Annotated in this window: 14 protein-coding genes; 9 read left to right on the plus strand and 5 right to left on the minus strand. The window is 69.4% G+C overall.

Going from position 1 to position 13460, the window contains the following annotated elements; genetic code table 11:
• The first annotated feature begins 183 nt into the window (after positions 1-183).
• The 4 genes from AB0H50_RS28315 (at position 184) to AB0H50_RS28330 (ending at position 4257) form a co-directional block, all read left to right on the plus strand.
• Positions 184-1245, plus strand: a complete 1062-nt coding sequence (locus AB0H50_RS28315; protein ID WP_357458370.1) for a Dyp-type peroxidase — start codon at positions 184-186, stop codon at positions 1243-1245.
• Positions 1242-2042 (plus strand): family 1 encapsulin nanocompartment shell protein, encoded by an 801-nt coding sequence (locus AB0H50_RS28320; protein WP_357458373.1) that lies wholly within the window; start codon positions 1242-1244, stop codon positions 2040-2042. Before AB0H50_RS28315 ends, AB0H50_RS28320 begins: the two co-directional genes overlap by 4 nt.
• Before the next feature lie 149 nt (positions 2043-2191).
• Complete coding sequence (locus tag AB0H50_RS28325) at positions 2192-2722, plus strand: hypothetical protein (protein ID WP_357458376.1); 531 nt, start codon at positions 2192-2194, stop codon at positions 2720-2722.
• Between the two features lie 98 nt (positions 2723-2820).
• Complete coding sequence (locus AB0H50_RS28330; protein WP_357458857.1) at positions 2821-4257, plus strand: TerD family protein; 1437 nt, start codon at positions 2821-2823, stop codon at positions 4255-4257.
• A 12-nt stretch (positions 4258-4269) separates the two neighbouring features.
• Here AB0H50_RS28330 and AB0H50_RS28335 read toward each other — a convergent pair whose 3' ends face one another.
• Positions 4270-4938, minus strand: coding sequence for a helix-turn-helix domain-containing protein (locus tag AB0H50_RS28335; RefSeq protein ID WP_357458379.1), 669 nt, complete (start codon positions 4936-4938; stop codon positions 4270-4272).
• Between the two features lie 211 nt (positions 4939-5149).
• Here AB0H50_RS28335 and AB0H50_RS28340 point away from each other — a divergent pair, with 211 nt between their 5' ends.
• The 4 genes from AB0H50_RS28340 to AB0H50_RS28355 all read left to right on the plus strand — a co-directional run bounded on the left by AB0H50_RS28340 (position 5150) and on the right by AB0H50_RS28355 (position 10156).
• Entirely contained in the window at positions 5150-6691 is a 1542-nt protein-coding gene (locus AB0H50_RS28340) for an amino acid permease (protein WP_357458382.1), read from the plus strand.
• Between the two features lie 71 nt (positions 6692-6762).
• Positions 6763-7527: a DUF1989 domain-containing protein gene (locus AB0H50_RS28345; RefSeq protein ID WP_357458385.1), complete on the plus strand. Its 765-nt coding sequence runs from the start codon at positions 6763-6765 to the stop codon at positions 7525-7527.
• Positions 7524-8144 (plus strand): urea amidolyase associated protein UAAP2, encoded by a 621-nt coding sequence (locus tag AB0H50_RS28350; RefSeq protein ID WP_357458387.1) that lies wholly within the window; start codon positions 7524-7526, stop codon positions 8142-8144. The genes AB0H50_RS28345 and AB0H50_RS28350 overlap by 4 nt, the downstream gene beginning before the upstream one ends.
• Positions 8141-10156 carry a 5-oxoprolinase/urea amidolyase family protein gene (locus AB0H50_RS28355; protein WP_357458390.1) on the plus strand — a complete coding sequence of 672 codons (2016 nt, stop codon included), beginning with the start codon at positions 8141-8143 and terminating at the stop codon, positions 10154-10156. The genes AB0H50_RS28350 and AB0H50_RS28355 overlap by 4 nt, the downstream gene beginning before the upstream one ends.
• A 10-nt stretch (positions 10157-10166) precedes the next feature.
• Here the strand turns inward: AB0H50_RS28355 and AB0H50_RS28360 are convergent, their stop codons facing one another.
• Both AB0H50_RS28360 and AB0H50_RS28365 read right to left on the minus strand, forming a co-directional pair.
• Positions 10167-10319, minus strand: coding sequence for a hypothetical protein (locus AB0H50_RS28360; RefSeq protein WP_357458393.1), 153 nt, complete (start codon positions 10317-10319; stop codon positions 10167-10169).
• 94 nt (positions 10320-10413) lie between these two features.
• Positions 10414-11568: an epoxide hydrolase family protein gene (locus AB0H50_RS28365; protein WP_357458396.1), complete on the minus strand. Its 1155-nt coding sequence runs from the start codon at positions 11566-11568 to the stop codon at positions 10414-10416.
• Between the two features lie 63 nt (positions 11569-11631).
• Between AB0H50_RS28365 and AB0H50_RS28370 the strand changes: the two genes are divergently transcribed.
• On the plus strand, positions 11632-12582 hold the full coding sequence (locus AB0H50_RS28370) for a YafY family protein (protein WP_357458398.1): 951 nt from the start codon (positions 11632-11634) through the stop codon (positions 12580-12582).
• A gap of 24 nt (positions 12583-12606) precedes the next feature.
• On the opposite strand, the gene AB0H50_RS28375 is transcribed toward AB0H50_RS28370, so the two are convergent.
• Together AB0H50_RS28375 and AB0H50_RS28380 are read right to left on the minus strand one after the other, a co-directional pair.
• Positions 12607-13050 carry a hypothetical protein gene (locus tag AB0H50_RS28375; protein ID WP_357458400.1) on the minus strand — a complete coding sequence of 148 codons (444 nt, stop codon included), beginning with the start codon at positions 13048-13050 and terminating at the stop codon, positions 12607-12609.
• A gap of 15 nt (positions 13051-13065) precedes the next feature.
• On the minus strand, positions 13066-13425 hold the full coding sequence (locus AB0H50_RS28380) for a hypothetical protein (RefSeq protein WP_357458402.1): 360 nt from the start codon (positions 13423-13425) through the stop codon (positions 13066-13068).
• Between the last annotated feature and the right edge of the window lie 35 nt (positions 13426-13460).

A 13460-nucleotide genomic window follows, 5' to 3' on the forward strand; every position in this document is an offset into this window, starting at 1 on the left:
GCGAGTCTTACGAGCCCGTTCGCGGCCGTCTCGCTACCCAGCGGTCGAAGCGCATGCGACGAAGTCGCGAGTCTCGACCGCTGGGAAGCGAGACACAAGGGGCCGCGAACCCGCGCGCGCCAGCGCGCCAACAACACAGCCCGCGAACACGTGCGCGCCAGCGCGCCAACTACCCTGTTGATCATGGGTGAGCCGCAGCCGATCCTCGAACCGCTGACACCGGCCGCGATCTTCCTCGTCGCCACGATCGATGAGGGCGGAGAAGCGGCGGTGCGCGATCTGCTCGCCGACCTGCCCGGTTTGCGCCGTTCGGTCGGCTTCCGGTTGCCCGGCGCCGGGTTGAGCTGTGTCGCCTCGATCGGCTCGGACGCGTGGGACCGCTTGTTCGCCGGACCACGGCCCGCCGAGCTGCATCCGCTGCGCGAGTTCGTCGGCGCGCGCCATCGGGCGCCGTCCACGCCGGGCGATCTGCTGTTCCACATCAGGTCCGAGGTGCACGACGCCTGTTTCGAACTGGCGATGGTGATCGGCGACCGGCTCGCGGGCGCTGCGACCATCGTCGACGAGACCGCCGGCTTCCGCTATTTCGAGCAGCGCGACCTGCTCGGTTTCGTGGACGGCACCGAGAATCCGGAGGGCGCGGCCGCGATGAGCGCCGCCCTGATCGGTGACGAGGATCCCGAATTCGCCGGTGGCAGTTACGTGATCGTGCAGAAGTACCTGCATCCGCTCGACGACTGGCGCGCGCTGACGGTCGAGGAGCAGGAGAAGATCATCGGCCGCACCAAGCTGGACGATTTCGAGCTCTCCGACGAGGACAAGCCCGCCGATTCGCACGTCGCGGTGAACACGCTGGTCGACGCGGACGGCAACGAACGCCAGATCGTGCGCGCCAACATGCCGTTCGGCAGCGTGCGCGAGGGCCGGTTCGGCACCTACTACATCGCCTACGCGGCCACCCCGAGCGTCACCGAGACCATGCTCTCGCGGATGTTCGAGGGCACCGAAGAGGCGGCCTACGACCGGATTCTGGACTTCTCGGTCGCGGTCACCGGCACGCTGTTCTTCACTCCGCCACTGGATTTCTTCGACGACCTGCCGCCCGCGCCGAACGCGGCGTCCGCCGCGGCGACGGGCGGGGAATCTCTGCCGCGCAATGACGTTGATATGCCCGACGTCGATATGTCCGCCGTAGCGGGCGACGGCTCACTCGGTATCGGCACGTTGAATAGGAGCACGCCGTGAACAACCTCCATCGCGAACTCGCGCCGATCACCTCCGAGGCATGGACGGCGATCGAAGAAGAGGCCACCCGCACCTTCAAGCGGCACATCGCGGGGCGCAGGGTGGTCGACGTGTCCGGCCCGCACGGCGCCGACTACTCCGCCGTCGGGCTCGGTCGCACCACCCCGATCGACGCGCCGGACGAGGGCGTGCAGGCGCGCCAGCGCGTCGTCGCGCCGCTGGTCGAGTTGCGGGTTCCGTTCACGCTCTCGCGCGAGGAACTCGACAACGTCGAGCGCGGCGCCAAGGACACCGATCTGGACCCGGTGAAGGAGGCCGCGCGGCGCATCGCTTTCGCCGAGGACCGCGCCATCTTCGAGGGCTACCCCGGCGCGAACATCACCGGTATCCGGGCGAGCTCGTCGAACGAACCGATCCAGGTGCCCACCGATCCGCGCCTGGTCCCGGAGGCCGTCGCGCAATCGCTGAGCGCGCTGCGCCTGGCCGGCGTCGACGGACCGTACTCGGTGCTGTTGAGCGCCGATCTCTACACCGCGGTGAGCGAGACCTCCGACCACGGTCACCCGATCCGCACACACATCGAGCGCCTCATCCCGGAGGGCGAGATCATCTGGGCGCCCGCCATCGACGGCGCGTTCGTGCTGACCACCCGCGGCGGCGACTTCGATCTGAGCCTCGGACAGGACCTCTCGATCGGTTACCTCTCGCACGACGCCGACTCGGTGCGGCTCTATTTCCAGCAGAGCTTGCAGTTCCTGGTCTACACCGCGGAGGCGGCGGTCGCGCTACGCGCCTGACGGCTCGGCGCCAACGATGGGTACACACCGCGCGGACGTCTCGGCCCGGCGTACCGGTGCGTGCCGAGGCCGCGCACAGCGCCGCCCGCTTCGACGCACCGAGCGAGCGGGTACGGTGAGCCCGTAGTTCCCCGGGAGGCGAGACAGAGATGACGATGGTGCGCGCGGGCGTGGTCCCGACTCGACGGGCCATGCTGTACGGCGCGCTCGGCATCGCGGTGACAGTTCTCGTATGCGCCGCGATCGTCGCCGGTTTCGGGCTGAATCGGGTGTTCACCGGCCTGCTCGCGGGCGGGGTCGGCGGCATCGCGCTGTTGGTTGCGCTCTTCGGGCGGGACGCGATCCTGCTCACCGAGGGCGCCATCTATCGCCGCACGCCGTGGGCGGAGTCCAGCATCGAATGGGACCGGGTGGTCGCCGGCCGATTCGCGCTCGACGATCAGGCCCACTGGTCGCTGGCACTCGATCTGGCCGGCGGCGACGAGCGGCACGGCGAACTGGTGCTGCTGTCCATCCCGCCGGTGGTCCGTCCCGTGTCGGGCGCCTACGACCTGCGCAAACGCGATCAGGTGAAGCAGATACGGGAGATGCTGCGGCACAAGCGGGTTCCGGTGACGGTGCTGCCGGAGATCGCCGGTGCGCTGAGCACGCACTGGAACGTCGCACCGCCGACGCGCTGAACTCGCGCGCGGACGAACCGGTCGCGCCGTTCTTCCGCCGCGGCGCCGAACACGGATGACGAGCACCGCCCGCGTCGTATACGTTGACTGTCGTGTCGATGATGAAGGGCGCCAACGTTGCGGTGCCGATGTCCGCGGTTCGCATCGAGCTGGGGTGGCAATCGGGCCCGGGAATTCCGGACGCGGATGCCTCGGCTTTGCTGCTGGTCGGCGGAAAGGTCCGCTCCGACAACGACTTCGTTTTCTACAACCAGCCGCAACACCCGTCGGGCGCCGTCCGGCACGAGGGCAAGCAGCAGGGCCCGACGGTGCTCGACGTGCTGTCGGTGCAGCTGGCGCAGGTCGAACCGCAGATCGAGACCATCGTCGTCGCCGCATCCTCCGACGGCGGCACCTTCGGCCAGTTCCGCGGCCTGTACGTGCGGGTGCTCGACGCCTCGAACGGCGCCGAGGTGGCCCGCTTCGACAGCACCGACGCCACCACCGAGACCGCGTTCGTGCTCGGCGAGCTGTACCGCCGTCAAGGCGCGTGGAAGTTCCGCGCGGTAGGTCAGGGCTATGACTCCGGATTGGCCGGGTTGGCGACCGATTTCGGCATCAGCGTCGACGACGCTCCGGCTCCGGCGGCACAGCAGACGCCACCGCCCGCGCCGCCCCAGCAGTTCACCCCACCGCCGACCCAGCAGTACGCGCCTCCTCCTCCGCCGCAGCAGCAGCCGTACGCGCCGCCCCAGCAGCAGTACGCTCCCCAGCCGCAGCAGCAATACGCTCCGCCGCCAACGCAATTCGCGCAGCAGCAGTACGCTCCCCCGCCGCCCCAGCAGCAGTACGCGCCGCCGCCTCCGCAGCAGCAGTACGCTCCCCCGCCGCCTCCGCAGGGCGGCGGCGCGCCGGTGAACATGAGCAAGATCTCGCTCACCAAGGAAGCGCCCTCGGTGTCGCTCACCAAGCAGGGCGCGACCCGCGGCACCATGCGGATCAACCTGAACTGGACCAGCCAATCGCACCGCGGCGGCGGTCTGTTCGGCAGGCGGCGCGGCGGAGGCGGCTTGGATCTGGACCTCAGCTGCTTCTTCGAGCTGGCCGACGGCCGGATCGGCTCGGTGCGCGCCCTCGACCGCTCGTTCGGCGCCCTCGACCGTCCGCCGTTCATCCAGCTGGACCAAGACGACCGCACCGGCAGCAGCGCCACCGGCGAAAATCTGGACATCAACCTGGATTTCACCGCCCAGTTCCGCCGCATCCTGGTCTTCACCTCGATCTACGAGGGCGCCAACGATTTCCGCGGCGTGCACGCCACCGCGACGCTGTATCCGCTGAACTGCCCGCCGATCGAGATGACGCTCGACGGCTGCGCGGACGACTCGCGCGACGCGGTGCTCGCGCATATCGAGAACATCAACGGCGAGTTGGTGGTCCGCCGCGAGGGCACCTTCATCCGCCCGCCCGCGGGCAGGCCGTGCGCGGGTGTCATGGAGATCGCGCGGATGTACAACTGGGACTTCGGCTTCAAGGCGGGCCGCGGCAAGGGCTGACCCGCGGCGGCGTCAGTCCGCGGCGAACCGCTCCAGCAGGAAGGCCGCGTCGGAGCGCGCCTCCTCCAGGTCACCGGCCCAGCCGAGCATGCGCAGCGCGGCGTCGGGAATGGTCTGCTCGGGGTAAGCGGGCGCGCGGCCCTCGTCGGACCGGATGCTGATCACCGTCTCGACGAGGCGGAACGGCAGCACCTCCGCGCCGGGAATCCCCGCCGCGCCCGCGCCTTCGACGACGGCCTCGGCCAATGTCTCGTAGTGCCCGCGCAATTCGTCGCGACGCAGCCGGAAAGCCGCGAAGCGCTCGGTGCGCAGCTCGGGAAGCAGGTACAGCGCACCGAGATTCCAGCGTGCCGCGCAGAGTTGTCGCACGTCGAACCAGGCCAGCGCGTACAGCCGGGTCGGCGCGGGGTCCGTGTCGGCGCGCAGGCGCTCGGCGAGTTCGAGTGGGGCGGCGATGGTTTCGGAGAGCAGCGCGTCGAGGATGTCGTCCTTGGCGGCGAAATGGTGGTACAGGGACGCCTGTCGGATGCCGACGGCGTCGGCCACCGCCCTGGTCGAGGTGTTGGCGTAGCCGTTCGTGGTGAACAGTTCGCCCGCCGCGTCAAGGATTTCCGCGCGCGGCGTGTGACCGCGGCGGGGTCGCTGTTCCAAACGGGGACGGCCGGGACCGAGGTTTGCCACCTGCCCATTCTGGCACCGTGAGCCAGGTCGGCGGTCGGCGCCATCGGCGGCCGTCATCCGCCCGAGAGGTTTCTGTCACTCGATAGAAACTCAGGCAACGCAGAAGTTACCGGGGTTGCCGCAAGCGATACACGGCGGACACCGAAACCGCGATCGTGGACGCAAAACTGTCATGCGATAGGTATTGGCCGCACGCCGAAGGACACCGCCCATGGCCACAACAGTCGCCCCGCCTCCGCCCTCCGACGCCAACGTCGACAGCGCCGACCTCGCCAGTTTCGGCTATCGACCCGTCCTCCACCGTAAGCTGGGTCGCTACGCCTCGTTCGCGGCGGGCTTCTCTTTCGTCTCGATCCTCACCACGATCTTCCAGTTCTTCGGCTTCGGCTACTCGTTCGGCGGCGCCGCCTTCTTCTGGACCTGGCCGATCGTCTTCGCCGGGCAGTTCCTCGTCGCGCTGAACTTCGCCGAACTGGCCGCCCGCTACCCGCTTTCCGGCTGTATCTACCAATGGTCGCGGCGGCTCGGCGGCGAGCGCGTCGGCTGGTTCGCGGGCTGGATGATGGTCGTCGCGCAGATCGTGACCGCGGCCGCGGCCGCCATCGCGCTCCAGGTGGTGCTGCCGGCGATCTGGAGCGGATTCCAGATCGTCGGCGAGGACACCGCGCTCACGTCCGCGTCCGGCGCGGCCAACGCGGTGCTGCTCGGCAGCATCCTGCTGATCGTCACCACCACCGTCAACGTCATCGGCATCGACCTGATGGCGAAGATCAACTCCATCGGCGTCACCATCGAGATCGTCGGCGTCGCGGCGATCATCGGCCTGTTCTTCGTGAACAGCGAACGCGGACCGGGGGTCGTGCTGCACACCGATCAGGCCGCGCCGGGACCGTACTGGGCCGCCTTCCTCGTCTCCGGCCTGATGGCCGCCTACGTGATGGTCGGATTCGATTCCGCCGGTGAGCTTTCCGAGGAGACCAAGAACCCGCGCCGGGTCGCGCCGCGCACCATTCTCACCGCGTTGTCGGTCTCCGCGCTCGGCGGCGGGCTCATGCTGCTCGGCGCGCTGATGGCGGCTCCGAGCCTGGACGACGGCGCGCTGGCCACCGAAGGACTCGCCTACGTGCTGACCTCGAAGCTGGACAGCCCGGCGGGCAAGGTGCTGCTCGGCTGCGTCGCCGTCGCGGTCATGGTGTGCACCTTGGCGATTCAGACCGCAGGCTCGCGGCTCATGTTCTCCATGGCCCGCGACGGCAAGCTGCCCTTCGCCAGGCAGCTCGGGGCGGTGCATCCACGCTTCGGCACCCCCGTGCTGCCCGCGGTGGTGATCGGTCTGCTCGGGATAGCGCTGCTGGTGGTGAATCTCGGCAACGCCGCGATCTTCGCGACCCTCGCCAGCGTTTGCATCGTCTCGCTGTACCTGGCCTACCTGCTGGTCACCGTGCCGCTGCTGGTCCGGCGGCTGCGGGGCTGGGGCCGCACGGCGGAGGTCGCCGACGAATCGCTGTTCAGGCTGGGCCGCTTCGGGATTCCGGTGAACGCGCTGGCGGTGGTGTGGGGTGTCGCCATGGTGATCAACCTGGCCTGGCCGCGCGCCGAGGTGTACACGCCGAACGGCGGCGGCTGGTGGATGCTCTGGGCCGCGCCGCTTTTCGTGCTCGCCGTGGCCGCCGTCGGCGCGATCGTGCACCGGTTCGTCGTGGCCGCGCCGCGCACCGCCGCGAGCGGCGAACCGGCCCGGCAACCGGCCTGACCGCGTTCGTTCCGTGCGCGGCGTTCGGGCCGCCGACCGCCGCGCACGGGTTCATCTCGAAAGGATTCTCGATGACCGAGCCAAGCAGCCCAGGCACCGCCTCCACCGGGGGCGCCCGCTCGCACGCTCGCGCACAGGCCGCGGCCGCGACCTTCGCCGGACCGGACCTGCCCCCCGACGTGCCGTCCGCGAAGATCACCTGGGTGCAGCGCATTCCGGCGGACGGATACGCCAATGTCGTCCTAGGACGAGGCACCCGCATCCGGCTGAGCGACCCCGCCGGGTCCGCGTGCGCCCACGTGCTGCTGCTGCGCGCCGACGCGCCGTGGGAGCGGCTGAACGTCGCCGATACCGTGAAAGTGCCCTGGCAGGCATACCTTTCGACAGGGCATCCGCTGCTCACCGATCAGGGCCGGGTGCTGGCCACCCTGCTGGCCGACAGCTCGGGCCACCACGACACCCTGTGCGGCCCCACGCCCGAGGCTCGCGGGCTGCTGCGCCTCGCGGGCGCCAAACAGGGCCTCTCGCCACGCGATATCGCGCCGAGCGTCTCGTTCTTCCGCGGGGTCCGGGTGGCGCCGGACGGCGCGTTGAACGCGACCGGCAGCGCGGCCGCGGGCTCCTCGGTGGACCTGCTCGTCCACCTGCCCGCGATCATGCTGGTGGCCAACGCCGCGCACCCGCTCGACGAGCGCGCCACCACCGACCTCGACATCGTCGCCTGGTCCGCACCCGGGGACCTGACCGCGAATCACAACGGCGACCCGGAATACCAGCGGGCCGTGCAGAACACCGAAGCGGCCTGGACGGCCACGACCATGGAGATGACGGCATGACCCCGCCCCTGTCTCGCACCGTCGTACTCGACGAGACCGTCCCCGCCCGCGCGCCGTGGTCGGCGATCGTCCGCGCGGGCGAGCAGCTGGAGATCATCGACCTGCACGGCAACCAGGCCGTCGACTGCCTGCTCTACGCCGCCGCCGACACCGCCGACCGCTACAGCGCCCAGGCCACCGTCGCCGCCCAGCGCAATATCTTCCTGACCACGGGCAGCGTGCTGCTGACCGAGGCGGGCACCGCGCTGATGACGGTGATCGCCGACGAGGTCGGCAACCACGACACCATCGCGGGCGCCTGCTCGCAGGAGTCCAACACCCTTCGCTACGGTCATCACACCCGCCACCAGCACGCCTGCGTGGAGAACTTCCTCGTCGAGGCGATGAAATACGGCCTCGGCAAACGGGATCTGGTGTCGAACATCAACTGGTTCATGAACGTCCCTGTGGAGCCCGACGGCACCCTCGGCATCGTGGACGGGTTGTCCGCGCCAGGCAAGAAGGTGACCCTGTGCGCCGAGATCGACACGTTGGTGCTGGTGTCCAACTGCCCGCAGATCAACAACCCGTGCAACGGTTTCGACCCCACGCCGGTGCGCATGGTGGTCACGCGATGACGGTCGTCGAAGTTCCCGCCCCGGCCCCGCAACCCGAGGCCGCCGAGGCGCCGGCCGCTGTCGTCGACGTGGTGCGGCCCGGAATTCTTGTCACCGTGCAGGATTGGCCGGGGCGCGTCGGCTACTGGCACGTCGGCGTGCCGCCGTCGGGCCCGATGGACGACCTGTCCTTCCGGCTCGGCAACCGGGTGCTCGGCAATGCCGAGGGCGCGGCGGGGCTGGAATGCACGCTCGGCGGGCCCACGCTCCGGTTCGCCACCGCGACGTGGGTGTGTGTGACGGGCGCACCGGCGGACGTGACGGTGGACGGCGCACCCGTCGAGCAGTGGCGGACGGTCCTGGTGCCCGCGGGCGGCGTGCTGGAGGTCGGCGCGATCCGCGGACCCGGCATGCGCACCTACGTGCTGTTCGCGGGCGGCATCGAGCTGCCCGAATACCTCGGCAGCATGGCCACTTTCATGCTCGGACGGTTCGGCGGCAGCGCGGGCGCCGCGCTGCGCGCCGGGGAGATCCTGCCGTTGGGCGCGCCGCGCGATCCTCTCGCGACCGCCGTGCCGACCGACGACCGCCCGGCGCTGGCCAAGCGCTGGGAACTGGCCGTCACCGAGGGACCGCACGGCGCACCGGAGTTCTTCACCCGCGCCGATTTCGACGCCATCGTCGGCACCGACTACGAGGTGCACTTCAACTCCGACCGCACCGGCGTGCGGTTGATCGGCCCCAAGCCGGAGTGGGCACGCCCCGACGGCGGGGAAGCCGGACTGCATCCGTCCAACATCCACGACACGCCGTATTCCGTCGGCGCGCTGGATTTCACCGGTGACACCCCCATTCTGCTCGGACCCGACGGTCCGAGCCTCGGCGGGTTCGTCTGCCCGGTCACGGTCGTCGCGGCCGACCGATGGAAGCTGGGCCAGCTCAGCCCCGGCGATGCGGTGCGCTTCGTGCCGGTGCGCCGCGAGCACGCCGCCTCGCTGCGCGAACTCGGTCCCGGCCGTCGCGCGTCGTGGCCTTCGGTTCTTTCCGCAGGCGGCGACGGCGACGACGGCGTGCTGCGCCGCGCCGAGGCGGACGCGGAGACGGGAGTGACGTATCGCCGGGCGGGCGACGACGGCGTGCTCGTCGAATACGGCGCGATGACGTTGGATCTCGGCTTGCGGGCCCGCGTGCACGCGTTGCACCAGCACCTGCTGGCGGCGAACCCGCGCGGGGTGGTCGAGCTGACCCCCGGTGTGCGGTCCTTGCAGATCCGCGTCGATCCGCACGTCCTGCCCGTGCCCGTGCTGCTGGAGCTGCTCGCCGAAGCCGAGCGGGAGCTGCCCGCGGGCGCGGACCTCGTAGTGTCGAGCCGCACCGTGCACCTGCCGCTCTCCTGGGACGATCCCGCCACCAAGGAAGCGATCACCCGCTACATGCACGGCGTGCGCGCCGACGCGCCATGGTGCCCGTGGAACATCGAGTTCATCCGCCGGATGAACGGGCTTGCCACGGTGCAGGACGTCTACGACACCGTCTTCGGTGCGAAGTATCTGGTGCTCGGTCTCGGCGACGTGTACCTCGGCGCGCCGGTGGCCACCCCGATCGATCCACGCCACCGGCTGGTGACCACCAAGTACAACCCCGCACGCACCTGGACGCCGGAGAACGCGGTCGGGATCGGCGGCGCGTATCTGTGCATCTACGGCATGGAAGGTCCGGGCGGCTACCAGTTCGTCGGACGTACCACCCAGGTGTGGAACCACGCCGCCACCGAGACACCCTGGCTGCTGCGCTATTTCGACCGCATCAGCTGGTACCCGGTCAGCGCGGAGGAATTGCTCGACATGCGAGCCGATTTCGCCGCGGGCAAGGTGGAGGTGCGCGCCGAGGAGGGCGAGTTCCGGCTCGCGGACTACCGCGCGTTCCTCGCCGGCAACGCCGCCGACATCGACCGCTTCCGCGTTGTCCAGGCGAAAGCCTTTGTCGCCGAGCGCGACTCGTGGCGACGCGCGGGCGAACTCGGCGCGGACTGAGCGGAGCGCCTCACCAGCCGAGAACTTCGGCCAGGTCGATCCACTCGTCGCCCCAGCGCTGCTCGATCGCGCGGCGCTGTGTCTCGGGCTGCTCGGGTGACCAGCCGCAGCGCCGCCAGAAGGCCTCTCGATGTTCCTGCGTCATTCGCAACGGCTCGGTCATGGCGATCGCTCCTGCTCACCGCGGTCCTGCCCATCGATTGTGCGCCCGTTCCGGCGACGACATGCCGGAACGGGCGCGGCAGCGTCTTTCAGCTTCAGCGCAGGTCGCGGAAGAACGCGCGCACGTCGTCGGTGAGCAGCTCCGGCTCCTCCAATGCGGCGAAATGCCCGCCGCGGTCCACGTCGGTCCAGCGGGTGATGGTGTTCTCCCGCTCGTCGTAGCGGCGGATGGCGACGTCGTGGGCCAACACGAGCACACCGGTCGGCACACCGGAGTTCACCTTGGTCGCGCCCCACGGCGCGTCCTGCGCGTAGCCCACGTAGGCCGCGGAGCCCGCCGTTCCGGTGAGCCAGTACAGCATCGCGTTGGTCAGCAGGCGGTCCCGGTCGATGATCTTGTCCGGTTCCACCGCGCGCGGGTGTGTCCACTCGCGGAATTTGTCCATGATCCAGGCCAATTGGCCGACCGGCGAATCCGTGAGCCCGTAGGCGAGGGTCTGTGGACGGGTGGACTGGATCGCGATATAGCCGAACTCCTCGTTCATGAACGCCTCGATCCGGCGGATCCGGTCCCGCTCCAGGTCGGTCAGCTCGGCGAGCTCCTCCTCCGGGAGCGGGAGCGGCGGGAACGCGCCCGTGCCGCCGTTGGTGTGCACGCCGACCACCCGGTCCGGCGCGACCCGCGCGACCTCGGGACTGACCGCCGCGCCGATGTCGCCGCCCTGCACGCCGTAGCGGTCGTAGCCGAGCCTGCGCATCAATTCCGCCCATGCCCGCCCGACTCGCTCGATGGTCCAACCGGATTCGCGGGTGGGACCGGAGAATCCGAACCCGGGTAGTGCGGGGATGACGACGTGGAACGCATCGGCGGGATCGCCGCCGTGCGACCTCGGATCGGTCAGCGGGCCGATCAGATCGAGGAATTCGACCACCGAGCCGGGCCAGCCGTGCGTGAGCAGCAGCGGAAGAGCGTCCGGTTCGGGCGAGCGGACGTGCAGGAAGTGGATGGTCTGGCCGTCGATCTCGGTGCGGAATTGCGGATGCGCGTTGAGTTCGCGTTCGGCGGCGCGCCAGTCGTAGCCGGTGCGCCAGTGCTCGACCAGCGAACGCAGCCACGCGGTGGGCACGCCGGTGTCCCAGTCGTCGCCGGGCAGTGGCGCGGGCCAGCGCACCGCGTCGAGCCGTCGGTGCAGGTCGTCGAGCTGCTGCTGCGGGATGTCGATGCGGAATTCGGTGATCTCGAAGGTCATGAGAACTACGATAGGAGCGACCTAGGACAGCTTCGGCCCTAGGCTTCGGGCAAACTTGCTCGCATGTTGGAAACCTCCGCCCGGCTGCTGCGCTTGCTGTCGCTGTTGCAAACCCCGCGCGACTGGACGGGGGCCGAGCTGGCCGCCCGCCTCGAGGTCGACGTGCGCACCGTCCGCCGCGACATCGACAAGCTGCGCGCCCTCGACTATCCGGTGCAGGCCACCGCCGGGGTGGCGGGATACCGGCTCGGCGCGGGCGCGAAGCTGCCTCCGCTGCTGCTCGACGACGACGAGGCGGTGGCCGTCGCGGTCGGTCTGCGTACCGCCGCGGGCGGCACCATCGCCGGTATCGAGGAAAGCTCGCTGCGGGCCCTCACCAAGCTCGAGCAGGTACTCCCCTCCCGTTTGCGGCATCGCGTGCAGCTGCTGCACTCGGTGACGGTCACCGTGCCCGCCGCGGGCGCGACGGTCGATCCGGATGTGCTCACCGCCGTCGCCGCCGCCATCCGCGATCAGCACCGGTTGCGCTTCGACTACCGAAACCACGAGGGCGAGAGCGCTTTACGCACCGTGGAACCGCACCGGCTGGCGCACACCGGCCGCCGCTGGTACCTCATCGGCTGGGATGTCGATCGCGACGACTGGCGCACCTACCGGGTCGACCGGATGCACCCGCGCATCCCCACCGGGCCTCGATTCGCGCCGCGCGAGGCGCCCGAAATCGACCTGGCGGGCTACATCTCGCGAGGCGTGACGACCGCGCCCTACCGATACGCCGCCCGCATCACCCTTCGCGTGTCCGCGGCGGTGGCCGCCGACCGCATCGCGCCGACGGTGGGCGTCATCGAGCCGATCGACGACGAAAGTTGCCTGCTGCGAACGGGTTCCAACTCGCTCGACGAGCTCGCCGTGTACGTGGCGCTGTTCGACTTCCCCTTCCGGGTGCACGAGCCGCCCGAGCTCGTCGAGCGCGTCCGCGCGCTGGCCGAGCGCTTCGCGGACGCCGTCTCCTGAACCGCCGCGCTCACTCCGAGCTACCTAGTTCCGATACTGGTCAACGAGGTGCTGGTAGAAGCTGTTGTCCGGAGAGTCCAGCGAGATGGACCGGAGCCCGAGGGTGACTTTTCGGCCAGCAACGGTCGAGTATCCGTGCTCATCGACGCCGAGATCCTCCACAACGGCCTGCACGAGTTCGTCCAGTTCCTCCTCTGTCACATAGATAGCCAGGCTGCATTCGACCGGGATGGCCGCTGGGTCGTAGTCGTCTCCGTACGCTCGCCGAGCGAAAGCCGCGATCTCGATGACCGGGCCGAACTCGGTGTAGCACGGGATACGGTTGACCCCGCGGATCCGATGGGCGCTCTCTTCCAGAGCCAGAGCGATGGGGTGGATCTCCTCGCTCTCGCGAGATCCGGGACCTGCAGTGTCGGGCAGCCCGAGACCTATCGCGACCTGCCAGACCTGGCGGTCATCGTCGTCCATGCGCAGACCTTTCTGTCATTTCTTCCATGTGTCGTCGGTGCGGCAGTGCTTCAACTTCCACCCTCGCTCCACAGTGCCTTGAGCCTTGCGCTTGGCATCGTTCACCGCATCGACTTCGGTCTTGCCGCTGCCCTCGAACTTCTGCGGACCACGAGTGTTCTTCCGGTCCAGAGTCTCGAAGTAGCACGACACCCGCGCGTAGTACCTAGCATCGCGCTCGAACTCCCACGGCACCGCCGAATCGACCGCCACGGCGACGGAGGTAGGTGTCTCTGCCCCTGCGCTACCTGTCCCGACCACCGCGAGACCGCCGGTGCAAACCGCGGCCAGAGCAACAGCAGTGATGAATCGGCGGCCAGTCATGATCGTCTTCATTTCACCCTCCCTCGTATTGTCTTCGCTATTACTGG

It is taken from the genome of Nocardia sp. NPDC050793 (assembly GCF_040654065.1).
GTDB lineage: Bacteria > Actinomycetota > Actinomycetes > Mycobacteriales > Mycobacteriaceae > Nocardia.